At 61.8% G+C, this 23186-nt stretch carries 24 protein-coding genes; 13 read left to right on the top strand and 11 right to left on the bottom strand.

Features of this window, described 5'->3' with window-relative positions; translation table 11 throughout:
- The first annotated feature begins 3 nt into the window (after positions 1-3).
- From J2J98_RS07260 to rsmA, 3 genes are read left to right on the top strand one after another with little or no spacing between them, the layout of a single operon-like run.
- Positions 4-948, top strand: a complete 945-nt coding sequence (locus J2J98_RS07260; protein WP_064706810.1) for a SurA N-terminal domain-containing protein — start codon at positions 4-6, stop codon at positions 946-948.
- 6 nt (positions 949-954) lie between these two features.
- Positions 955-1983, top strand: a complete 1029-nt coding sequence (pdxA, locus tag J2J98_RS07255; RefSeq protein WP_207602747.1) for a 4-hydroxythreonine-4-phosphate dehydrogenase PdxA — start codon at positions 955-957, stop codon at positions 1981-1983.
- Positions 1983-2810: a 16S rRNA (adenine(1518)-N(6)/adenine(1519)-N(6))-dimethyltransferase RsmA gene (gene rsmA / locus J2J98_RS07250; protein WP_207602746.1), complete on the top strand. Its 828-nt coding sequence runs from the start codon at positions 1983-1985 to the stop codon at positions 2808-2810. Before pdxA ends, rsmA begins: the two co-directional genes overlap by 1 nt.
- 36 nt (positions 2811-2846) lie before the next feature.
- Here rsmA and gmk read toward each other — a convergent pair whose 3' ends face one another.
- The 7 genes from gmk to fabD form a co-directional block, all read right to left on the bottom strand.
- Positions 2847-3509: a guanylate kinase gene (gene gmk / locus J2J98_RS07245; protein ID WP_064706807.1), complete on the bottom strand. Its 663-nt coding sequence runs from the start codon at positions 3507-3509 to the stop codon at positions 2847-2849.
- A 3-nt stretch (positions 3510-3512) separates the two neighbouring features.
- A complete protein-coding gene (locus tag J2J98_RS07240) occupies positions 3513-4400 on the bottom strand; it encodes a YicC/YloC family endoribonuclease (protein WP_207602745.1) in 888 nt (295 codons plus the stop codon).
- 19 nt (positions 4401-4419) lie between these two features.
- Entirely contained in the window at positions 4420-5637 is a 1218-nt protein-coding gene (gene mltG, locus J2J98_RS07235; RefSeq protein WP_207602744.1) for an endolytic transglycosylase MltG, read from the bottom strand.
- 131 nt (positions 5638-5768) lie between these two features.
- Positions 5769-7031, bottom strand: a complete 1263-nt coding sequence (gene fabF / locus J2J98_RS07230) for a beta-ketoacyl-ACP synthase II (protein ID WP_064706804.1) — start codon at positions 7029-7031, stop codon at positions 5769-5771.
- Between the two features lie 93 nt (positions 7032-7124).
- On the bottom strand, positions 7125-7361 hold the full coding sequence (locus J2J98_RS07225; RefSeq protein ID WP_003547058.1) for an acyl carrier protein: 237 nt from the start codon (positions 7359-7361) through the stop codon (positions 7125-7127).
- A 287-nt stretch (positions 7362-7648) separates the two neighbouring features.
- Positions 7649-8386: a 3-oxoacyl-[acyl-carrier-protein] reductase gene (gene fabG, locus J2J98_RS07220; RefSeq protein ID WP_064706803.1), complete on the bottom strand. Its 738-nt coding sequence runs from the start codon at positions 8384-8386 to the stop codon at positions 7649-7651.
- A gap of 30 nt (positions 8387-8416) precedes the next feature.
- Complete coding sequence (gene fabD, locus J2J98_RS07215) at positions 8417-9361, bottom strand: ACP S-malonyltransferase (RefSeq protein ID WP_138395044.1); 945 nt, start codon at positions 9359-9361, stop codon at positions 8417-8419.
- A 200-nt stretch (positions 9362-9561) separates the two neighbouring features.
- Here fabD and J2J98_RS07210 point away from each other — a divergent pair, with 200 nt between their 5' ends.
- The 6 genes from J2J98_RS07210 to J2J98_RS07185 all read left to right on the top strand — a co-directional run bounded on the left by J2J98_RS07210 (position 9562) and on the right by J2J98_RS07185 (position 15247).
- Positions 9562-10605 carry an aldo/keto reductase gene (locus tag J2J98_RS07210; RefSeq protein ID WP_138395043.1) on the top strand — a complete coding sequence of 348 codons (1044 nt, stop codon included), beginning with the start codon at positions 9562-9564 and terminating at the stop codon, positions 10603-10605.
- A gap of 313 nt (positions 10606-10918) precedes the next feature.
- Entirely contained in the window at positions 10919-11377 is a 459-nt protein-coding gene (rpsF, locus tag J2J98_RS07205; RefSeq protein WP_064706801.1) for a 30S ribosomal protein S6, read from the top strand.
- Between the two features lie 12 nt (positions 11378-11389).
- Positions 11390-11638, top strand: a complete 249-nt coding sequence (gene rpsR / locus J2J98_RS07200; RefSeq protein ID WP_004680498.1) for a 30S ribosomal protein S18 — start codon at positions 11390-11392, stop codon at positions 11636-11638.
- Positions 11639-11794: 156 nt separating this feature from the next.
- Positions 11795-12781: a DUF2232 domain-containing protein gene (locus J2J98_RS07195; protein WP_064706800.1), complete on the top strand. Its 987-nt coding sequence runs from the start codon at positions 11795-11797 to the stop codon at positions 12779-12781.
- A 22-nt stretch (positions 12782-12803) separates the two neighbouring features.
- Entirely contained in the window at positions 12804-13382 is a 579-nt protein-coding gene (gene rplI, locus J2J98_RS07190; RefSeq protein ID WP_138395041.1) for a 50S ribosomal protein L9, read from the top strand.
- A 368-nt stretch (positions 13383-13750) separates the two neighbouring features.
- Positions 13751-15247: a replicative DNA helicase gene (locus J2J98_RS07185; RefSeq protein WP_064707063.1), complete on the top strand. Its 1497-nt coding sequence runs from the start codon at positions 13751-13753 to the stop codon at positions 15245-15247.
- A 24-nt stretch (positions 15248-15271) separates the two neighbouring features.
- Here J2J98_RS07185 and J2J98_RS07180 read toward each other — a convergent pair whose 3' ends face one another.
- The 3 genes from J2J98_RS07180 to J2J98_RS07170 form a co-directional block, all read right to left on the bottom strand.
- Positions 15272-15574 (bottom strand): AzlD family protein, encoded by a 303-nt coding sequence (locus J2J98_RS07180; RefSeq protein ID WP_207602743.1) that lies wholly within the window; start codon positions 15572-15574, stop codon positions 15272-15274.
- Complete coding sequence (locus J2J98_RS07175; protein WP_207602742.1) at positions 15571-16290, bottom strand: AzlC family ABC transporter permease; 720 nt, start codon at positions 16288-16290, stop codon at positions 15571-15573. The genes J2J98_RS07180 and J2J98_RS07175 overlap by 4 nt, the downstream gene beginning before the upstream one ends.
- 67 nt (positions 16291-16357) lie before the next feature.
- Positions 16358-17179: an AraC family transcriptional regulator gene (locus J2J98_RS07170; protein ID WP_138395166.1), complete on the bottom strand. Its 822-nt coding sequence runs from the start codon at positions 17177-17179 to the stop codon at positions 16358-16360.
- Positions 17180-17366: 187 nt separating this feature from the next.
- Here J2J98_RS07170 and alr point away from each other — a divergent pair, with 187 nt between their 5' ends.
- Positions 17367-18530 carry an alanine racemase gene (gene alr, locus J2J98_RS07165; RefSeq protein ID WP_138395038.1) on the top strand — a complete coding sequence of 388 codons (1164 nt, stop codon included), beginning with the start codon at positions 17367-17369 and terminating at the stop codon, positions 18528-18530.
- A 9-nt stretch (positions 18531-18539) separates the two neighbouring features.
- On the opposite strand, the gene J2J98_RS07160 is transcribed toward alr, so the two are convergent.
- On the bottom strand, positions 18540-19175 hold the full coding sequence (locus J2J98_RS07160; RefSeq protein WP_207602741.1) for a LysE family translocator: 636 nt from the start codon (positions 19173-19175) through the stop codon (positions 18540-18542).
- A gap of 165 nt (positions 19176-19340) precedes the next feature.
- On the opposite strand from J2J98_RS07160, the gene radA reads away from it, so the two are divergent.
- From radA to purF, 3 genes are all read left to right on the top strand, one after another.
- Positions 19341-20741 (top strand): DNA repair protein RadA, encoded by a 1401-nt coding sequence (gene radA / locus J2J98_RS07155; protein ID WP_207602740.1) that lies wholly within the window; start codon positions 19341-19343, stop codon positions 20739-20741.
- Between the two features lie 89 nt (positions 20742-20830).
- Complete coding sequence (locus J2J98_RS07150; protein ID WP_138395036.1) at positions 20831-21448, top strand: CvpA family protein; 618 nt, start codon at positions 20831-20833, stop codon at positions 21446-21448.
- A gap of 231 nt (positions 21449-21679) precedes the next feature.
- Complete coding sequence (gene purF, locus J2J98_RS07145; RefSeq protein ID WP_207602739.1) at positions 21680-23170, top strand: amidophosphoribosyltransferase; 1491 nt, start codon at positions 21680-21682, stop codon at positions 23168-23170.
- Positions 23171-23186: the final 16 nt, after the last annotated feature.

Below are 23186 nucleotides of genomic sequence, written 5' to 3'. Positions count from 1 at the left end.
CAGATGATTGACGCGAAAAAAGCCATAACCGCCTTTCTCACCGGCGCAGCGCTTGCCTTGCTGACGGGCCTTGCCGCCCCGGCGCTTGCAGCAAGCGAAGTCCAGGCCGTGGTGAACGGCACCGCCATCACCAGCGGCGATGTCGCCAAGCGCCAGGCTTTCCTGCGCCTGCAGAAAGCGCCGGCCGACGCCAAGACCGCCAAGGAGCAGTTGGTGGACGAAACGCTCAAGCGCCAGGAGGTCGCCCGCGTCCGCATGTCGGTTTCGCAACAGGACGTCGATGCGTCTTTCGCGCGTTTTTCGGCCGGCAACAAGCTTTCCGTCGAGCAGATGTCGCAGATCCTCGATCGCGCCGGCGTCGGCGTCGACCATTTCAAAAACTTCATCGCCGTACAGATGAGCTGGCCGCGCGTCGTCAATGCGCGCTACGGCTCGAGCTCGCGACTGTCGAACTATGACCTCGTCTCGCGCATGATGCAGAACAACAAACAAAAGCCGGTGACGACGGAATATATGCTGCAGCAGATCATCTTCGTCATTCCTGAGGCCAAGCGCGGCGCCATCACGGGCAAGCGCAAGAGCGAGGCCGAGGCATCGCGCGCGAAATATCCCGGCTGCGATCAGGCTAAGGTCTTTGCCGCGACGATGCGCGACGTTTCGGTGCGCGATCTCGGCCGCATGCTCGCTCCTGAGATCCCGCCGGATTGGAAGCCTCTGGTCGAGCAGGCCAAGGGCAACACGACAGGCACCCGCGTCACCGAGAAAGGCGTCGAATATCTGGCGATCTGCAGCCAGCGCCAGGTCTCCGACGACCAGGCCGCCGAAATGGTTTTCCGCCAGGAAGATCTCGACAAGTCCAAGGCCGGCAAGAATGGCCCGCCGGAAAACGAGAACAGCAAAAAATACCTGGAAGAACTGCGCAAGAAGGCGCAGATCGCCTATCGCTGACCGACGATGGCGATACCCTTTTCACGACCACTTGCGCTGAGCCAGGGCGATCCCGCCGGCATCGGGCCGGATATCACCCTGATGGCCTGGCTCCGGCGGCGTGAACTCGGGCTTCCGCCTTTTTTCCTGGCCGGCGACCCGGATGTCCTGGCCTTGCGGGCCCGCCAGCTTAATCTGGCGGTTTCCATCCGTGAGATCGACAAGGCCGGCGATGCAACAGGCGTATTCGCCGAGGCGCTGCCGGTCATGAGCGTGCCGGCCGGCATCGCGGTGGTGGCCGGCGAGCCGCATCCGGCAACGGCCAAGGGCACGATTGCCGCGATCGAGAAAGCAGTCTCGCTCGTCATCGGCGGCGAGGCGCTCGCGGTCGTCACGAATCCGATCGCCAAGGCCGTGCTGTACGAGGCGGGTTTCGGTTTTCCGGGCCATACAGAATTCCTCGCCGATCTTGCCGCCAGGGCGACCGGAAGGCCGGTGACACCGGTGATGATGTTGTCGGGACCAAGACTCAGGGCCATTCCCGTCACCATCCACATCCCGATCCGAGACGTGCCGCAGGTGCTGACGGAGGAATTGATCATAGAGACCTGCCGGATCGCTCACGAGGATCTGATGCAGCGCTTCGGCATCGAAGCGCCGCGACTCGCCGTAGCCGGCCTCAATCCGCATGCGGGCGAAACCGGGATGATCGGCAAGGAAGACGAGGACGTCATCCGCCCGGCAATCGAGCGCCTTCGCGACGAGGGTATCGATGCGATCGGCCCCCTGCCCGCCGATACGATGTTTCATGACGAGGCGCGGGCGCGATATGATGTGGCCATCTGCATGTATCACGATCAGGCCCTGATCCCGGCCAAGGCGCTTGGTTTCGACGACAGCGTCAACGTCACGCTCGGCCTTCCCTTCGTGCGAACCTCGCCGGATCACGGCACCGCTTTCGGCATTGCCGGCAAGGGACTGGCGCGTGAGCAGAGCCTGATTGCGGCGTTGAAGCTCGCCGCCCAGCTTGGCCGCACTGCGGAAAGCCGCCGCTGATGGCTGCACTCGATGGGCTGCCGCCGCTTCGCGACGTCATTCGGCGTCACGGCCTCGATGCGCGCAAAGCGCTCGGGCAGAACTTCCTGCTCGACCTCAATCTCACGCAGAAGGTCGCCCGCACGGCAGGCGCGCTCGAAGAGACCACCGTTTTCGAGGTCGGCCCCGGCCCCGGCGGGCTGACCCGCGCGATCCTGGCGCTTGGCGCCAGGAAGGTGATTGCCATCGAGCGGGACGCGCGCTGCCTGCCGGCGCTTGCCGAGATCGCCGATCACTATCCCGGCCGACTTGAGGTTATCGAAGGGGATGCGCTTAAAATGGATTTCGAGTCATTGGCACCCGAGGGCCCCGTCAAGATCATCGCCAACCTGCCCTATAATGTCGGCACGCAGCTGCTGGTCAACTGGCTGCTGCCGAGGACCTGGCCGCCGTTCTGGCAGTCGCTGACGCTGATGTTCCAGAAGGAAGTCGGCGAGCGTATCGTCGCCGGCGAGGACGACGACCATTACGGCCGACTCGGCGTGCTCTGCGGCTGGCGGACCGAAGCACGCATGGTCTTCGACGTATCGCCGCAAGCCTTCACGCCCCCGCCTAAGGTGACGTCGACGGTGGTGCATCTTGTCCCCAGGGAGAACCCCATCCCCTGCGCCGTCGCCAATCTGGAAAAAGTAACGCAGGCCGCCTTCGGCCAGCGCCGCAAGATGCTGCGCCAGAGCCTGAAGCCGGTCGGCGGCGAGAGCCTGCTCATCAAGGCCGGAATAGATCCGGCGCGGCGGGCGGAGACCCTCTCAGTCGAAGAATTCTGCCTTCTCGCAAATAGCCTTTAGAGCCACACTTGCTGTTGGACAGCATAACGAATGCGCTTAGAGTGCTGGAGTCTCTTCCAGCAACTCGCGGACAAAATCGAACATTCCGTGACGGCGATCGCGGCGCAGGCGTTCGGCCTTGACGATCGATTGGACGGCGTCGAATGCATTATTGAGATCGTCATTGACGATGACATAATCATATTCGCGCCAATGGGCGATCTCGGCGCGGCTGTTGACCAGGCGCGTCTGAATGACTTCCTCGGAGTCCTCGGCACGGCGGTGCAGCCGCGACTGGAGTTCCGTCATGGTCGGCGGCAGCACGAAAATCGAGACGACGTCGGCCGACATCTTCTCCTGCAACTGCTGGGCGCCCTGCCAATCAATATCGAAAAGCATATCGCGACCTTCGGCCATGGCCTGTTCGACCGGCTCGCGCGGCGTGCCGTAAAAATTGCCATGCACCTCGGCCCATTCGAGAAGCGCGTCGCTATCGCGCAGCCGCTCGAATTCGCGCACGCTCTTGAAGTGGTAATGCACGCCTTCGACCTCGCTCGGGCGGCGCTGGCGCGTGGTGACGCTGACGGAGAGGCCGATATGCTTGTCGGTCTCCAGAAGCGTGCGCGCAATGGTGGACTTGCCGGCGCCCGACGGCGACGAAATGACAAGCATTAGACCGCGGCGGGCGATCTGCACGGGCGAGGATTTCGCCGGTTTCATGTCCTACTCCAAATTCTGGACCTGCTCGCGGAACTGGTCGATCACGACTTTCAGTTCGATGCCGGCGGCAGTGATGGCCGAGGCATTCGACTTCGAACAGATGGTATTTGATTCGCGGTTAAATTCCTGTGCAAGGAAGTCCAGTCGGCGCCCTGCAGGTCCACCTTTCAGCAGGAGATCGCGCGCTGCAGTTATATGCGCCTTCAGGCGATCGATCTCCTCGCGCAGATCCGCCTTTGTCGCCAACAAGGCGGCCTCGGCATGCAGCCTGTCACGGTCAAGCGCGGCCATGCCCTCCATAAGTAACGCGACCTGTGCCGCAAGCCGGGACGCGATCTCAGGCTGAGATCGCGACGGATCCGCCTCGATCGTCCGCGTCAGCTCTTCGATCGTCGCGACATGATCGAGAAGAACGCGGGAAAGCGCCGCTCCCTCCTGTTCGCGCATCGCCCGGAGATCGGCAAGCGCGGCCGAGAGGCCGGCGACAATATCGGCATCACGGGCGGCAAGCGCCTCTTCGCCATCCTCGCCTTCACGGAACTCCACGATTCCGCGCACCAAAAGCAGCGTATCGAGCTTCAACGGCGCCGGATCGATCACGTCCACCAACTGCTCGCGCATGGCAAGCACGGCGGCAAGCGCTTGTTTGTTCAGCACCGCCTCGAAACGGTTCTCGTCGGCGGTAATCGACAGGGATGCCTGCAGATTGCCGCGGCTGAAGGTTTCGCCGGCAAGGCGGCGGACCTCCGCCTCCATGCGTTCGAGGCCGGGCGGCAGGCGCAGGCGCAGGTCGAAACCCTTACCGTTGACCGAGCGCAGTTCCCATGCCCAGCGCCAGCGGCCGCTCGTTCCCTCGCGCCGCGCAAAACCGGTCATGGACTGCAAAGCCATCCGAGCCTCCCGAAAGTTGTCAGTTGATCTTCTTTTTCTTCGGCGGCACGACGGCCGCGCCATTTTCGCCCGGCTGCTCTTCCGGCTGACCATCGACCGCTATGTTCGGGTCCGAACCCTTGTCGGCCTCGAGCTTGCGCCAGCGCTTGACGTTGGCATTGTGCTCCTCAAGTGTAGCGGCAAAAACGTGGCCGCCGGTGCCGTCGGCCACGAAATAGAGATCCTGGGTCTTCCAAGGGTTGGCGACGGCTTCCAGCGCATCCTTGCCGGGATTGGCGATCGGCGTCGGCGGCAGGCCCTTGATGACATAGGTATTGTATGGCGTGTCCCGCTTCAGGTCCGACTGGTAGATCGGCCGGTCGGCCGGTTTTCCCTCGCCACCGAAAAGCCCGTAGATGATCGTCGGATCAGACTGCAGGCGCATTCCCTTAGAAAGCCGGTTCAGGAAAACGGAAGCGACATGGGCCCGTTCGTCGGGAACGCCGGTCTCCTTTTCGACGATCGAAGCGAGGATCACGAACTCTTCTTTGGATCGCAGCGACAGCGAGGGGTCACGCTTATCCCAAATTTGATCCACGAGCTTCTGCTGTGCGGCCGCCATCTGTTCTATGATTTCCGAGCGCTTGGTGCCGCGCGAGAACTTGTAGGTGTCCGGGCGCAGGCTGCCTTCGGCCGGCAGTGCGGCCGGCAGATCGCCTTCCAGCACCGGGTCCTGGAGCATGCGGTCGAACATCTGGCGGACCGTCAGGCCTTCGGGGAAGGAAACTGAATAAAGAATGGACTTGCCCGATTTCAGCAACTCCATGATATCGCTCATGGAGGCTCTCGCTTTGATCTCGTATTCACCGGCCTTCAGGCTCTCGCCGGCGGAAAGATGCGTCGCCGTGAGATAACGGAAGATACGGGCATCGGAGATGATCGCGTTGCGCTCGAGATTCGAGGCGATTTCCGCCAGGCCCGCACCGTTGCGAACGATGAAATTGGTGTTGGTCTGCAGCGGCCCCGGGCTCTGATAGGTCGAAGTCGCGTAGTAGAAGCCGATGACGGCAAGGACGCAGACCAGGACCGTCATCGTCATGATGAAGTTCAGGAAAAGTACGATCTGGCTGCGGGCGTTCTTGGAACGTTTCGGCGGCTCCGGAACACGTTCGGGACGCAGAGCTTCGCTCGGCGATTTCGGGATGATCGGTCCCTTCTGCGCCTGGGTATCGCTGCTCTGGTTCGTCGTGTCGCTCACCGGCAATCCTCTATAACTGCGCCCTCATTTCGCTATTTCGCGAAGCAATGCGGCAAAAACAGGTTCTGCCACCGTTCAACGAAGCCGCTGCCGGTCGTTGTGCTTTCACACGGCCTGCTACGACGCGGCCCTTATTGTGCGTAGCGGCTCAGCACAAGCGATGCGTTCGTGCCGCCGAATCCGAACGAGTTGGACAGGGCCACGTTGATTTCTCGCTCACGAGCCTTGTGCGGAACAAGATCGATCGCCGTCTCGCGTTCGGGATTGTCGAGATTGAGCGTCGGCGGCGCAATGTTGTCACGGATGGCAAGTGTCGCGAAGATCGCCTCAATCGCACCGGCAGCACCGAGAAGATGTCCCGTCGCCGATTTGGTCGAGGACATGGAGATCTTGGACGCTGCGTTGCCGACCAGGCGCTCGACAGCCCCGAGTTCGATCGTGTCGGCCATGGTCGAAGTACCGTGGGCGTTGATGTAATCGATGTCGGCCGGCGTCAGGCCGGCGCGCTTCAGCGCCATCGCCATGCAGCGGCCGGCACCCTCGCCGTCTTCGGAAGGCGCAGTGATGTGATAGGCGTCACCCGACAGGCCATAGCCGACGACTTCGGCGTAGATCTTGGCGCCGCGGGCCTTGGCATGCTCCAACTCTTCGAGCACGACAATGCCGGCGCCCTCGCCCATGACGAAGCCGTCGCGATCACGGTCATAGGGGCGCGAAGCTTTCTGCGGATCGTCATTGTGCTGGGTCGACAGCGCCTTGCAGGCGGCAAATCCTGCGAGCGAAATACGGCTGACGGGAGATTCCGTACCGCCGGCGACCATGACGTCGGCGTCACCAAGAGCGATCAGCCGCGCGGCATCGCCGATCGCATGCGCGCCGGTGGAGCAGGCGGTGACAACCGAATGATTGGGTCCGCGCAGCTTGTGGCGAATCGAGACCTGGCCGGAAACGAGGTTGATCAGGCGGCCGGGGATGAAGAAGGGGGAGATGCGGCGGGGACCCTTGTCGCGCAGGGTGTAGCCTGCCTCGACGATGCCTTCGATGCCGCCAATGCCGGAGCCGATCAGCACACCGGTGGCAATCTGATCCTCATCCGTCTCGGGATGCCAGTCGGCATCGGCAAGCGCCATGTCGGCGGCGGCCATGCCGTAGATGATAAAGGGATCAACCTTGCGCTGCTCCTTCGGCTCCATCCACTGATCGGCACTGAACGTGCCATCGGTGCCGTCGCCGATCGGGATACGGCAAGCGATCTTGGCGGGAAGGTCATCGACTTCGAATTCGGTGACCAGACGGGCACCGTTCTGGCCGGCAAGCAGCCGAGACCACGTCACCTCAGTTCCGCATCCCAAGGGTGATACCATGCCGGTACCGGTGATGACGACACGTCTCATCGCGTGGTTTCCCCCGTCTCTTATATTCTATGGAGAAATATGCCGAAAAGAAAAGGGCGGACTCCAGGCCCGCCCTTTCTCAAATATACAGTATCAGGCCTGGGCCTTCTCAATAAACTTCACTGCATCGCCGACCGTCAGGATCGAGTCGGCAGCGTCGTCAGGAATTTCAACGCCGAATTCTTCTTCGAAAGCCATGACAAGTTCGACCGTGTCGAGCGAGTCAGCGCCCAGATCGTCGATAAAGCTGGCGCTCTCGACAACCTTGTCGGCATCGACGCCAAGATGATCAATAACAATTTTCTTTACGCGTTCTGCGATATCGCTCATGTCGGTTTCCTCGACCTTATGTCCTGATCGGAATGCCGTTGCGGCACCCCTACCCTGTTTCAGCCTGCGATGTTTTCAGACATCCTCGGCAAACTCGTTTACCCGGCTTCAGAGATGTCCCAGGCTTGCGAAAAGCCCGCCGGTCCGTCTGCTTTCTCGGGACGACTGTTCACAGTCATGGCCCGCTTAACATGGTTTAAGTCTGCCGCAAAGCCAGAAAATCAACGCTTCGTGATTGCTCAACATGCTATTGGCGGGAAATAATCCGATGCCAACAGTTTGTCGTTTCAGATCATAGCCATGCCGCCGTTTACATGCAGCGTCTGGCCGGTCATGTAGGCAGCCTCGGAGGACGCAAGGTAGGCAACGGCCGAAGCGACCTCGCCGCCGGTGCCCATCCGCTTCATCGGAATCGCCCCCATGATCGCTTCCTTCTGCTTGTCGTTCAGCTTGCCGGTCATGGCGCTTTCGATGAAGCCGGGCGCGACGCAGTTGACCGTCACGTTGCGCGTCGCAATTTCCTGCGCCAGGGACTTGGTGAATCCGATCATGCCGGCCTTGGAGGCGCAATAATTGGCCTGCCCCGGATTGCCGGTGACGCCGACGACCGAGGTGATATTGATGATACGGCCGTAGCGGCGGCGCATCATCGGATGCGTCAACTCGCGCGTCAGGCGGAACGTCGCCGTCAGGTTGACTTCGAGAACAGCGTCCCAATCCTCGTCGCTCATGCGCACGAAGAGGCCATCCTTGGTGATGCCGGCATTGTTGACCAGAATATCCACCCCTTCGAGATCGGCTTCCGCCTTCTGGCCGAGCGCCTTGACCTCCTCACGGTCGGACAGGTTTGCCGGGAAGATCTTGACGCGCTCGCCGAGCTCGGCCGCCAGCGCCTCCAGCTTCTCGACGCGGGTGCCGTGCAGGCCAACGATGGCGCCCTGCTTATGAAGAAGACGGGCAATTTCCTCGCCGATGCCGCCCGATGCGCCGGTGACGAGAGCCTTGCGGCCGGAAAGATCGAACATGGAAACGTTCCTTATATCTGAAAATATCAATCAGGCCATGAGGGCGGCGACGGCCGCGTCGATATCCGCGGGGCCGCCGACGGAGATGCCGTTGACTGTTTTGTCGATACGGCGGGCCAGGCCGGTCAGCACTTTGCCGGACCCAAGTTCGTAAAGCGTCGTGACGCCGTTTCCGGCAAACCATTCCACCGTCTCGCGCCAGCGGACCTGCCCTGTGACCTGCTCGACGAGAAGCGCGGCGATCTCCTCGGCATTGGTGACCGGAGCCGCGCGGACATTGGCGATGACGGGCACGGCCGGATCGGCCTTCTTCACGCCAGCCAGCGCCTCGCGCATGGCCTCGGCCGCCGGCGCCATCAGCGTCGAATGGAAGGGAGCGGAAACCGGCAGCAAGATGGCGCGCTTGGCGCCCCTGTCGGTGGCAAGGCCGGCCGCCCTTTCGACGGCCGCCTTCTCGCCCGAGATGACGATCTGACCGCCGCCATTATCATTGGCGATCTGGCAGGCGCCGATTGCGGCGGCCTCCTCGCAGACGGCCACGACGTCGGCATGTTCCAGGCCGATGATCGCCGCCATGGCGCCGACGCCGACGGGGACGGCCGCCTGCATGGCATTGCCACGGATGCGCAGCAGCCGCGCAGTGTCGGCGAGCGAAAAAGTACCGGCGGCGCAGAGGGCCGAATATTCGCCGAGCGAATGGCCGGCAACGTAGGCGACCCGGGACTTCAAATCGAGCCCTTTGGCCTGCAGAACGCGGACGACGGCGATGGAAACCGCCATCAGCGCCGGTTGGGCGTTCGCCGTCAGGGTCAACGTGTCCTCCGGACCGTTGAACATCACATCCGAGAGCTTTTCACCGAGCGCCTCGTCGACCTCTTCGAAAACGGCGCGAGCTTCCGTGAAATTCTCGGCCAGATCCTTACCCATGCCGACGACCTGACTGCCCTGGCCGGGAAAAGTGAAAGCAATGGTCATTCTCATGTCCCTGATTGCGCCTATCGAGGCTGTTTTGCCTCCAATTGACATTCTTTCCGGCAGAGTCAAGTGGCGGCAGATTCTCCGCAAAGCCTTTCGTCCGCGTGCAAAAGCCCGGTTTTTGCTCTTGCGCTCCGCCAAATCCGGCCTAGATTCGCGCAGACTTCCCCAAGGCTTCCACCTCTCTTCCAAGGTTTCCCATGAAGTACAATTCTCTAGGCCGCACGGGCATCTCCGTTTCAGAAATTTGCCTGGGCACCATGACCTGGGGCTCGCAGAACAGCGAAACCGACGCTCATGCGCAGATGGATTACGCCGTCGAGAAAGGCGTCAATTTCTTCGATACCGCCGAGCTTTATCCGACGACGCCGGTCTCGGCCGAAACCCAGGGCTGGACCGAAGATTATATCGGCAGTTGGTTCAGCAAATCAGGAAAACGCAAAGACATCGTGCTCGCCACCAAGGTCGCCGGACGCGGGCGCGATTATCTGCGCGGCGGAGCAGGCGCCGATGCGAAGAACATCCGCCTGGCGCTTGAGGCCAGCCTCAAGCGGCTGAGAACCGATTATGTCGATCTCTACCAAGTCCATTGGCCGAACCGCGGCCATTTCCATTTCCGTCAGAACTGGAGCTACGATCCGTTCAAGCAGGATCGGCAGGAGGCTGTCGCCAATATGCTCGATATCCTGGAAACGCTTGACGCGCTAGTGAAGGAGGGCAAGATCCGCGCGATTGGCCTTTCCAACGAGACCACCTGGGGCATCCAGAAATATCTGACGCTGTCCGAACAGAAGAGCTTGCCGCGCGTTGCAAGCGTCCAGAACGAGTACAATCTGCTCTACCGCCATTTCGACCTCGATCTCGCCGAACTCTCGTATCACGAGGATGTCGGGCTGCTCGCCTATTCGCCGCTCGCGGGCGGCATCCTGACCGGAAAATATGTCGATGGTCAGAGGCCGAAGGGGTCGCGCGCGTCGATCAATCCCGATATCGGCGGCCGGCTGCAGCCGCTGCAGGAGCCTGCAACCAAGGCCTATCTGGCGCTTGCGGCCCGGTACGGCCTCAACCCGGCAGTCATGGCGCTCGCCTTCTGCCGATCAAGGCCCTTCATGACCTCGGTCATCATCGGCGCGACGTCGATGGAGCAGTTGAAGGTCGATATCGGCGCGGCCGACCTGACGCTTTCGGACGAAATCCTGGCGGAGATCGCCAAGGTGCATCGGCAGTATCCGCTGACGCTCTGATCTATCCCCGCATCTGCCCGACGCCTGCCGATTGAGCTGCGTCGGGTTCAAATGTCCGATTGCGCTTGCCTTTCGCCGAAAAATCCGTATAAGCCGCGCTGTTCGTTAACCCGGTCTTCTGGCTGGTGGCTGAACGGAGGGCCGATTTTCACCTGGAAATCGTTCGGAACGGAAGCGTTCCAGCCTCCCGTGTCTCCGCTCTCGACCGTCTCGGAAACGCTTTTCTTGCCTGGGTACGCCCAATCAGGAGCAGTCGTTGAGGCTTAGCCGCCGAATATCGGGTTGAACCAAACGCAAGAAAGGCAAAGCTGTCATGGCTCTTTATGAACATGTATTCCTTGCCCGGCAGGATATTTCCGCTCAGCAGGTCGATGCCCTCGTAGAACAGTACAAGGGCGTGATCGAAGCTAACGGCGGCAAAGTCGGGCGCATCGAGAACTGGGGCCTCAAGTCCCTTACCTATCGCATCAAGAAGAACCGCAAGGCTCACTATGCCCTGATGGACATCGATGCACCGCCGGCTGCGATCCAGGAAATGGAACGCCAGATGCGCATCAGCGAAGACGTTCTTCGCTACATGACCATCGCCGTCGAAAAGCACGAAGAAGGTCCGTCTGCCATGCTGCAGAAGCGCGACCGCGACGATCGCGGCCCGCGCGAAGGTGGCGACCGCGGCCCGCGTCGCGAATTCGGCGACCGTCCGCCGCGCCGTGACGGCGAGTTCCAGCGCGCGCCGCGTCCGGATCGCGCTCCCCGCGAAGACCGTGCATAAGGAGATATAAGAATGTCTGAAGCTTCCTCCGCTCCGGTCCGCCGCCCGTTCCATCGCCGCCGCAAGACCTGCCCGTTCTCCGGCGCAAACGCGCCGCGGATCGACTACAAGGACGTACGCCTGCTGCAGCGCTACATTTCCGAGCGCGGCAAGATCGTTCCGTCCCGCATCACGGCCGTTTCCCAGAAGAAGCAGCGCGAACTCGCCCAGGCGATCAAGCGCGCCCGTTTCCTCGGCCTGCTGCCCTACGTCGTCGCCTGATCGGCTGAGACGATCACTTCAAAGGGAAGGCATTCGTGCCTTCCCTTCTCCCTTCCGCGATGGGCGCGGATCGGAATTCTTAAAACCCATGTTGAGACGTTTCTGAATTCAATTCAGTAACAGCCTCTAACTGCTTGACGAAGCAGGACAGCGACATTGAAACGACCGGATATCAAAACGCTGCTGATCGGCGCACTCGCCGGATTGACCGCCGCACTGCTGGTGCTGGGCGCGAGCATACAGCCATCGTTTTTCAGCGCGCTCCTTTATACGGCCTCGGCGCTGCCGATCCTGCTGGTCGGGCTCGGCTGGGGCAATGCCGCCGCGATTGCGGCGGTGGTCTCTGCAGCGGCGCTCGCTGCGATCTTCACCTCGCCGTCCTTTGCCCTGATCATGACTCTGGTGACGCTGCTGCCGGCGGGCTGGCTGAGCCACCTCGCCAATCTCGCCCGTCCCGCCTCCGAACTCGGCGGCCCTGACGATCTGCTGGCTTGGTACCCGCTCTCCGATATCCTGCTGCATCTGTGCGGCCTGGTGACGTTCGCCGTCATCGTCATCGGCGTGATGATCGGCTATGGCCCCGAGATCACCGATCCGATCGTCGATCTGCTGATCACCTCGGTCAAGCAGCAGCAGCCGGAATTCATGCCCGATCCCGCGGCAACCGCGCAGACCAAATCGCTGATCCTGCTCATGCTGCCGGTCGTGCAGGGCGGCATGTGGGTCAGCATGCTGTTTGCTGCCTATTACTTGGCCGTGCGCATCGTCGCCGCATCCGGCCGGGGCCTTCGGCCGCGCGAGGATATTCCGTCGTCGCTGCGCATGAACCGCAATTCGATCTTCATCTTCCTGGCCGGGCTCGCTGCCTGCTTCTTCGGCGGCGTCCCGGCGCTCGTCGGCGCCACGGTGATCGGCACCTTCGGCGCCGGCTTCATGCTCTCCGGCTTCGCCTCGCTGCATTTCCGCACACGCGGCAAGGACTGGCGGATACCGGCCCTCATTCTCTGCTACCTGGCTTCGATGCTCATGCTGCTGCCAGCTCTCCTCATCCTGGTCGTGGGTCTCAGCGATACGCGCAAGGCGATCGCACTGACCCCGGCGAAAGATGCCGATGCCCCCAAACAACCCGATACGAAAATCTGAGACACAAGAAAGGAACAAGAAAATGGAAGTCATCCTTCTCGAACGCATCTCCAAGCTCGGCCAGATGGGCGAAACCGTAAAGGTTCGCGACGGCTTTGCCCGTAACTACCTGCTGCCGCTCGGCAAGGCGCTGCGCGCCAACGCCGCCAACAAGACTCGCTTCGAAGCCGAGCGCGCGACGCTCGAAGCCCGCAACCTCGAGCGCAAGTCGGAAGCCCAGAAGGTCGCCGACGTTCTCGACGGTAAGTCCTTCATCGTCGTGCGCTCCGCAGGCGAAACCGGCCAGCTCTACGGCTCGGTCGCTGCCCGTGACGTCGTCGAGATCCTCGCTGCCGAAGGTTTCAATATCGGCCGCAACCAGGTTCATCTCAACACGCCGATCAAGGCGATCGGCCTGCACAAGGTCGAGCTGCAGCTGCATGCCGAAGTCGAAATCAACGTCGAACTGAACGTTGCCCGTTCTGCCGAAGAGGCAGAGCGCCAGGCCAAGGGCGAAGAACTCACTTCGGTCGACGCGATCTACGGCGTCGACGAAGACGCGCTGCGTCCGGAAGATTTCTTCGATCCGGAAGCCGACGGCATCGACGAAGACCAAGCATAATTCTCGCCGGACATTCCGCGAGAGGAAAGCCCGGCCACCGCGCCGGGCTTTTTCGTTTCCGTTCGTCTCGCCGCCATCGGATCACTTTTTAACAGGGGATTGCCCGGATGTTTTTGCTGCGTGCCCGATGTCCTCGCGCTAACATATCCTTCACCGGAACGGATGAGCTGAGTCGGATCCGTACCGTGTCCCGCGGGTGACACTGCCAGTATTTCTTAGTTGTGGCGCCCGGGACTGTGGAGAAGTCGAACAATGGGCACAGCGTTCAGGATTTAGGCGAGACGAACCTCCGCTCTTTTCGCGGCCCCTTGATTTTCTCTAGCCGGAATTGCAAATCCGGAGTTGGATAAAAGACAGAACGGATGATGATGAACGACGCCGCTCGAAAGATTGCAGCCGTTGCTCCGTCGGAGCAGCATTACCGCGAAGCACCCAACAATATCGAAGCAGAGCAAGCGCTTCTCGGCGCCATCCTGATGAACAACGACGCCTATTACCGGGTGTCGGACTTTCTGAAGCCGATCCATCTCTATGAACCGCTGCACAGGAAGATCTTCGAGGTTGCGGGCGACATCATCCGTATGGGCAAGATCGCCAACCCGGTGACGATCAAGACCTTTCTAAAGGCCGACGAGAAGGTCGGTGAGATGACGGTGTCGCAATATCTGGCAAGCCTCGTCAGCAATGCCGTCACCGTCATCAATGCCGAGGATTACGGCCGGGCGATCTATGATCTCGCGCTGCGCCGGGCCCTGATCACCATCGGCGAGGATGTCGTCAACATCGCCTATGACGCGCCGCTCGACATGCCGCCGCAGTCGCAGATCGAAGATACCGAGCGCCGTCTGTTTGAACTCGCCGAAAATGGCCGCTACGACGGCGGTTTTCAGTCCTTCAACGATGCGGTGGCGCTCGCCATCGACATGGCGGCCGTCGCCAAGGAACGCGACGGCGGCCTTTCCGGTATTTCCACCGGCATCCATTCACTTGATGCCAAGATGGGCGGTCTGCAGCGTTCGGACTTGATCATCCTCGCCGGACGCCCCGGCATGGGCAAGACCTCGCTTGCGACCAACATTGCCTATAATATCGCTGCCGCCTACGAGGGCGAGGTGCAGCCGGACGGCAGCATGAAGGCCAAGAACGGCGGCGTCGTCGGCTTCTATTCGCTCGAAATGTCCTCCGAACAGCTCGCCACCCGCATCATCTCGGAGCAGACGGAAGTCTCCTCCTCGAAGATCCGTCGCGGCGATATCAACGATGCCGATTTCGAAAAGCTCGTCGCCTGCTCGATGATGATGCAGAAAGTTCCGCTTTATATCGACCAGACCGGCGGCATCTCGATTGCCCAGCTTTCAGCGCGCGCGCGCCGCCTCAAGCGCCAGCGCGGTCTCGACGTGCTGGTGGTCGACTACGTGCAGCTGATGACCGGCTCGGGCAAGTCAAGCGACAACCGCGTCCAGGAAATCACCCAGATCACCACCGGACTGAAGGCGCTCGGCAAAGAGCTCAACGTTCCGATCATCGCTCTGTCGCAGCTATCGCGTCAGGTCGAAAGCCGTGACGACAAGCGCCCGCAGCTCTCCGACCTTCGAGAATCCGGTTCGATCGAGCAGGATGCCGACGTCGTGCTCTTCGTGTTCCGCGAGGAATATTACGTCAAGAACCAGGAGCCGCGCGATCCCCATGATCCGAAATATCCGGAATGGGAAGCGCTGTTCGACAAGGTGAAGGGCACGGCCGACGTCATCATCGCTAAGCAGCGTCACGGACCGACGGGCACGGTGAAGCTCGCCTTCCAGGCGGAATTCACCCGCTTCGCCGATCTCGCAGATCCTTCCTTCATACAGTACGAGGAACATTGACGCGCTACCCGCGCGTCAATTCCTTTAGAGCCCGGCTGCCCGCAACAGCGCGACCGTTGCGACGCCAACCACGACGCTCGCAAGCATCGGCAGGCGGCGTGCGGCAATTGCCGTTGCCGCACAGGCCAGCGTCTCCGCCCAGCCGGCCGCAAAGGCGGTCGGGGAAATGACGGCCATCAGCACGGCCGGCGGAATGGCTTCGATTGCCGTTCTCCGGCGCCCATCGATCTCGACATGCCGGATCAAGACGAGGCCGCTGATGCGGGTGAAGATTGTTGCCGCAGCCATCGCCAGGATGGCGAAAAAGATGCTGAGGTCGAGCGTCACGCCGCCTGCTCCCGCGCCCTGCCCTGCCAGAGGGCCACTGCCAGCCCGGCCAGCGCACCGGCGGCGATATACCAGACACCCGCTAGGAAATGATGGACCGCAACCGATGCAAGACCACTTGCGGCAAGAACGGCGCCGGTTTCCGGCCCTCTCCAGAAGCCCATGACGAGCACGACGAAGACGGCCGGAAAGGCGAAGTCGAGGCCAATGACGACTGGGTCGCCGAGAAAGGCGCCAAGCAATGCGCCCGCCAGCGAAGAGCCGACCCAGGTGAGGTAGAAGGGCGTGACGATGCCAGCATACCAGGCGGGTGTCAGCCGCATGCTGCCGGCACGAAACTCCGCCATGGCCCAGAGTTCGTCGGCAAGGAAGAGCATAGCGAGATAACGTTTGATACCGATAAAGTACTGCATCTTTGTGCCGATCGACGCACTCATCAGCACGTGGCGGATATTGACCAGCAAAGCCGCGAAGCCGACGCCGACCCAGCTTGCCGGATGCGTCCAGATGTCCATCGCCACGAACTGCGAACCGCCTGCAAAGACGAGTGCGCTCATTAGCGTCGTTTCCAGCGGAGAAAGGCCCTTGGTGGCGGCGACCGCGCCGAAGACCAGGCCAATCGGCAAGACAGCGACAACAAGCGGAACAATGGCACGCATTCCGGCAAAAAATTCGCCGATGAGAAATTCGCCGGATGGCCGGCTGTGATGCAACATGGCAACCTCCCGATCAAGATCGCGGAGAGTTAGCCCAGCGCGCCATGGCTGTATTGAACGAAAGTGATCAGCCCGCTCGGAATTGGCCGGGCGTCACGCCCGTGCGTGCCTTGAAATGCCGGGTGAAATGCGCCTGATCGGCAAAACCGCATTCGAGCGCGATATCAGCCGGCATGCGGCCCTGCCGCAGCAGCCGGCGGGCCACCTGCACGCGCCGATCAGTCAGGAAGGCGTGCGGCGTGATGTGATATTCCCTGCGGAAGGCGCGGATGAGGTGAGCGCGGCTCAATCCTGCCACGCCGGCCAACTCCTCAAGGCCGACATCGCTGTCGAAATTCTCGATCAGATATTCGCGGGCGCGGGCGACAGCGCTTCGCTCCCGCGTGTCGACGGGAACGATGATGGCGCTGCCGTGACGCGCAAAGATCGCCGCCAGCACGGAGAACATGCCTTCATCGGATTCCAGCGCGCCTGCACCGCTTTCGAGCGTGCGATGGGCGGCATGAAAGGCATTGGCGAGTTCAGGATCGCGCGGAAGCCCGCCGGAGAAAGACGGCGTCGCATGGAATGCCTTGCCGGTGACGTCCTCCAGAATGTCGACGAACAGCTTCATGTCCGGATAGATCATGCGGTAACGGTAACCCTCGCCGCCCGGAGCACCGTCATGAACGACGCCCGGGTCTATCAGATAGAGGTCGCCCGGCCCGGTTTCCTCCCGTCTGCCGCTGAGGGTGGCGATCTGGGTGCCGCTTTCTATCGCGCCGATGCTGAACGTGTCGTGCGCATGCGGCGCATATTCATGCGTTAGGAATGTGGCGCTCAGGCACTCCATGTCGTGGAAGCGGCTATCCCGCCAGAAGCGGGCCGATTCCACGTCGGCAAGCGGCATCGCCTCCGCCGCCTCTTTCTGCGATACATTCTGCATCCGCCTAAATTAACGCGGAAGCCTGCGTCCGTCTTGAACAAAAGTGATCGTACGATAGGCAAAGGTGATATGTGACCGCCTGCGCTTTTCCTCGGCCACAATGCTCTCTAGACTGGGCGAGGCAGCTCCTTTCATTTCTTCACGGCGACTCATGACAGATTTTCCAATCCCCTCCGAAGACGACGATCTTTTCACTTCCGCAGGCCTGCGGCTGACCGTCGATCTGAGCGCACTCACGGAAAACTGGCGCGACATGGCGCGGCGCTCGGGTGCAGCGCGCGCCGCAGCCGTCGTCAAGGCGGATGCCTATGGCATGGGCATCGAGGATGCCGGCGAAGCGCTATACCTTGCCGGCGCCCGGGATTTCTTCGTCGCGACCGTCGATGAGGGCGTCACGCTTCGCCTCTATGCGCCCGAGGCGCGCATCTTCGTACTCTCCGGCATATGGCCGGGCACGGAACGGCGGTTCTTCGACCATGATCTGGTGCCGGTGATTTCCTCCGACGAACAGCTCGCCTTCTGGATGGCGGTGCTTGCCGATTACGGGGATTACCCCTGCGCGCTGCATGTCGATACCGGCTTCAATCGGCTGGGGCTGCACATGGACGATGCCTTTGCACTCGCCGACGACGTCTCGCGGCCGGCAAGCTTCGCGCCAGTGCTCATCATGAGTCATCTCGCCTGCAGCGACGATCCCAGCCATGCGATGAACCGCCGGCAACTCGAATCATTCCGCAGGGTTACCGCCGCCTATGAAGGCATCGATGCAAGTCTTGCCGCCTCGGCCGGCGTCTTTCTCGGCGAGGATTATCATTTCGACCTGACCCGGCCGGGCATATCGCTTTACGGCGGCGAAGCGGTCTGCGGCATGGCCAACCCGATGCGGCCGGTCGCAACCGCCGAAGCGCGTGTCATCCAGGTGCGCACCGTCGAGGCCGGCGAGACCGTCAGCTACGGGCGGGCACTGCAGCTTCGCCGCGACAGCCGACTGGCGATCGTCTCAGCCGGCTACGCCGACGGTTATATGCGCAGCCAATCGAGCGGCGGCGTGCCTCTGCGCCAGGCGGTGCCGCAAGGAGGACAAGGCTTCATCGCCGGACATAAGGTGCCGGTTGCCGGCCGGATTACCATGGACCTGACGATCTTCGATGTCACCGACCTGCCCGAGAACGCCGTGCGCGCGGGCGATTATGTCGAACTGTTCGGAAAGAACATGCCTGTGGATGAAGTGGCGCGGGCGGCGGGCACGATCGGATACGAGATCCTCACCAGCATGGGGCTGCGCCACGAACGGCGCTACATCACCGAAGAGTAAGCCTGGCAATCATCGGCTACTCAGGGCAAGGCGCACACCGAGCGCCACGAACACCGCGCCCAGGCCGCGATCGAGCCATCGCTCGATCTTCTGGTTATGCCTGAGCGCGTCTGCAAGGCGCCCGCCAAGAAGCACGAGCGGCGGTTCAATGAAGGCGGCGACGGCGATGATGAGCCCGCCATGAAGCATGAGCTGCGCCCATGCAGGCCCTGCCCCCTCCACCACGAATTGCGGCAGGAATGCCAGGAAGAATATCGCCACTTTCGGATTGAGCAGAGACACCAGGATTCCCTGGCGATAGATCCTTGCGGCCGGCATTTCCCCACCAGATGCGCTTATCAGGCCACTATCGCCGCTGGCGCACAGAGCCTGAATGCCCAGCCAGACAAGGTAGGCGGCGCCGAGCCATTTGACCGCGGAAAAAGCGAAGGCAGAGGCGGCAAGCACGGCGGAAAGGCCCAGTGCCGCCATCAGAACATGCAGGCAGGCGCCTGACCAGACGCCGAACAGTGCGGAGAAACCGGCGCGTTTCCCGCCTCTCATCGTGTGGCCGAGAATGAAGGCTATGTCCGGGCCCGGCGAAAGGTTGAGCAAAACCGCCGCCGACAGAAATGCAAGCCAGTGCGCAAGCGAATAGTCGAACATCTTCCACCGTTCTGATGATCAGAGGCGAAAAGCATAGGCACGGCGAAGGCTGATGGGGAAATCATTAGTTTTGATCCGTCCCGATAGCCATTATCTCAGGCACGATAATGATTCGATGAAGCTCTCGACGGCTTCATCTGTGGAACGCGACTGAAAGAAAGATTGATGGCGAAGGCCAGGACACAGTTCATCTGCCAGAATTGCGGTGCGGTTCATAACCGCTGGGCCGGCAAATGCGACAATTGCGGCGAGTGGAATACGATTGTCGAGGAAGACCCGATGGGCGGAATCGGTTCCGGGCCCGGCAAGACGCCGAAGAAGGGCCGGCCGGTGACGCTGACGGCGCTTTCGGGCGAGATCGAGGAAGCGCCGCGAATCCATACCGCCATGTCGGAGCTCGACCGGGCACTCGGCGGCGGCTTCGTGCGCGGCTCGGCGGTGCTGATCGGCGGCGATCCCGGCATCGGCAAATCGACGCTGCTGATGCAGGCCGCCGCCGCTCTTGCGCGGCGTGGTCATAAGATCATCTATGTCTCCGGCGAGGAAGCGGTGGCGCAGGTCCGTCTGCGGGCACAGCGTCTTGCCGCTGCCGATACCGACGTGATGCTGGCGGCCGAAACCAATGTCGAGGATATTCTGGCGACGCTCGCCGAAGGCAAACGGCCTGATCTCGTCATTATCGATTCGATCCAGACGCTGTGGAGCGAACTCGCCGAATCCGCACCGGGAACGGTGACGCAGGTGCGCACCGGCGTCCAGTCGATGATCCGTTTTGCCAAACAGACGGGAGCCGCCATGGTGCTCGTCGGACATGTCACCAAGGATGGGCAGATCGCCGGGCCGCGCGTCGTCGAGCACATGGTCGATGCGGTGCTCTATTTCGAAGGCGACCGCGGCCATCACTACCGGATCCTGCGCACGGTCAAGAACCGCTTCGGCCCGACCGACGAGATCGGCGTCTTCGAAATGTCCGACAAAGGACTGCGCGAGGTCGCCAATCCCTCCGAGCTCTTCCTCGGCGAGCGCAACGAAAAATCCCCCGGTGCTGCCGTCTTCGCCGGCATGGAGGGCACGCGGCCCGTGCTCGTCGAGGTGCAGGCGCTGGTGGCGCCGACTTCGCTCGGCACGCCCCGGCGCGCTGTGGTCGGCTGGGACTCGGCCCGGCTGTCGATGATCCTGGCCGTGCTGGAGGCCCATTGCGGCGTCAGACTCGGCCAGCACGACGTCTATCTCAACATCGCCGGCGGTTACCGCATTTCCGAGCCGGCGGCGGATCTGGCCGTCGCCTCGGCGCTGGTTTCCTCGCTCGCCGGTATTGCCCTTCCCGCCGATTGCGTCTATTTCGGCGAAGTCAGCCTGTCGGGCGCTATCCGGCCGGTTGCGCACACCGCCCAGCGCCTCAAGGAAGCCGAGAAGCTGGGCTTTTCCGCAGCGCTGCTTCCTTCCGCCTCCGCCGAGCTGCCGAAGGGTTCCGGTGGGCGGTGGAGCGAGGTCGAAAGCCTGCCGGATCTGGTCGCGCGCATCGCCGGCTCGAAGGGGGCGCTACGTGTGGAAGACGAGGATTGATCCTTTCATTGCCGGGAACGGTGATGATATAGGAGGCACACGATAGGCGCGACACGGCCGCCGAGCGGCAGTCCTGGAGTTGAATTTACATGCCCATTACGATTTTCGACGGTATTGTCATCGGCGTCGTGCTCTTCTCCGCCGTGCTGGCGATGGTCCGCGGCTTTTCGCGCGAGATCCTTTCGATCGCAAGCTGGGGCGGTTCGGCCGCCGCCGCCTACTATCTCTATCCGTACCTGCTGCCCTATGCGAAGCAGTACACCGATGACGACCGCATCGCGATCGCCGGATCGGCAGCAGTCGTCTTCCTGATCGCGCTGATCGTCATCTCCTTCATAACCATGAAGATCGCCGATTTCATCATCGACAGCCGCATCGGCGCCCTCGACCGCACGCTCGGCTTCCTGTTCGGCGCGGCCCGCGGCCTGCTGCTGATGGTCGTCGCCGTCGCCTTCTGGAACTGGCTCGTCGATGTCGAACACCGGCCAATCTGGGTCAACGAGGCCAAGTCGAAGCCCTTCCTGGATTCGATGGTCGTGAGGCTGAAGGCGGTGCTGCCGGAGCAATTCGCCGAGATGATACAGGCGAGCTTCCGTGATAAGATGCAGTCGCCGGAGCAGGGCAGCCAAGGCGCCACGCCGCCGGCGACCGATCAAGCGCCCGCGGACGACACACCTGCAGGTGGCGCACAGCAGCCGGCGAATTGACGCAGTGCTCAGCAGCTTGACTCGCCTTTCGGCAATTGCCATTTGAGCGGGACGTGAAATAAGGGTCCGGCCGGGCATTCCAGCTCCGCCGGACCTAAGCCGTTTCAGAGCCGGCGACCGGCTTTGAAAGCAGATGTCGTTCAGCACGAAGTTATCGGAAACCTGCGAGAATTCCGGTATGGTGCTTTTGGTAATGCCGATCAATTCTTGTGAGAGCAGAGGCCCGCAGAAATGAACCAGTCCGATTCCTTCCCGACCGACGATCCGCTCGACGGAGATACGCTGCATGAGGAATGCGGCGTTTTCGGAATTCTGGGACATCCCGATGCCGCGGCACTGACGGCTCTCGGCCTGCATGCCCTGCAGCACCGCGGACAGGAAGCTGCCGGCATCGTCTCCTTCGACGGCAAGCGCTTCTATCAGGAGCGCCATATGGGCCTTGTCGGCGACCACTATACAAATCCGATGACCCTCGCCCGCCTTCCCGGCAGCATAGCGATCGGTCACACGCGCTACTCCACGACAGGCGAAGTGGCGATGCGCAACGTGCAGCCGCTGTTTGCCGAGCTGGAAGAAGGCGGCATCGCCATTGCCCACAACGGCAATTTCACCAATGGCCTAACGCTGCGCCGCCAGATTATCGCAACCGGCGCCATCTGTCAGTCGACCTCCGATACCGAGGTCGTCCTGCATCTCATCGCCCGCTCCCGCCACGCTTCCACCTCCGACCGATTCATCGACGCCATCCGCCAGATGGAAGGCGGCTATTCGATGCTTGCCATGACCCGCACGAAGCTGATTGCCGCGCGCGATCCCACCGGCATCCGTCCGCTTGTGATGGGAGAGCTGGACGGCAAGCCGATATTCTGCTCGGAAACCTGCGCGCTCGACATCATCGGCGCCAAATTCATCCGCGACGTCGAAAACGGTGAGGTCATCATCTGCGAAATCCAGCCTGACGGCTCGATCAGCATCGATGCCCGCAAGCCCAGCAAGCCGCAGCCGGAACGTCTCTGCCTGTTCGAATATGTCTACTTCGCCCGCCCGGATTCAGTGGTCGGCGGCCGCAACGTCTATACGACGCGCAAGAACATGGGCATGAATCTCGCCAAAGAATCGCCTGTCGATGCCGATGTCGTCGTGCCCGTGCCGGACGGGGGCACGCCCGCAGCGCTCGGCTATGCGCAGGAAAGCGGCATCCCCTTCGAATACGGCATCATCCGCAACCACTATGTCGGCCGCACCTTTATCGAGCCGACGCAGCAGATCCGCGCCTTCGGCGTCAAGCTGAAGCATTCCGCCAACCGTGCGATGATCGAAGGCAAACGCGTCGTGCTGGTGGATGATTCCATCGTGCGCGGCACGACGTCGCTGAAGATCGTTCAGATGATCCGCGAGGCCGGTGCGCGCGAGGTCCATATCCGCGTCGCAAGCCCGATGATCTTCTTCCCGGATTTCTATGGCATCGACACACCGGACGCCGACAAGCTTCTCGCCAACCAGTATGCCGACGTCGAAGCCATGGCCAAATATATCGGCGCGGATTCGCTTGCCTTCCTGTCGATCAACGGGCTTTACCGCGCCGTCGGCAGCGAGGACCGCAACCCGGCCCGCCCGCAGTTCACCGACCACTACTTCACCGGTGACTATCCGACCCGGCTGCTCGACAAAAACGGCGAGTCCATGGGCAACAAGCTTTCGATGCTTGCCAGCAACGGCTGAGCCGCTGCCGCTTTGA

The organism is Rhizobium bangladeshense (assembly GCF_017357245.1).
GTDB classification, from domain to species: domain Bacteria; phylum Pseudomonadota; class Alphaproteobacteria; order Rhizobiales; family Rhizobiaceae; genus Rhizobium; species Rhizobium bangladeshense.
Note: the sequence above shows the minus strand (reverse complement) of the source record. Positions and strands in the feature narration are given on the sequence as shown.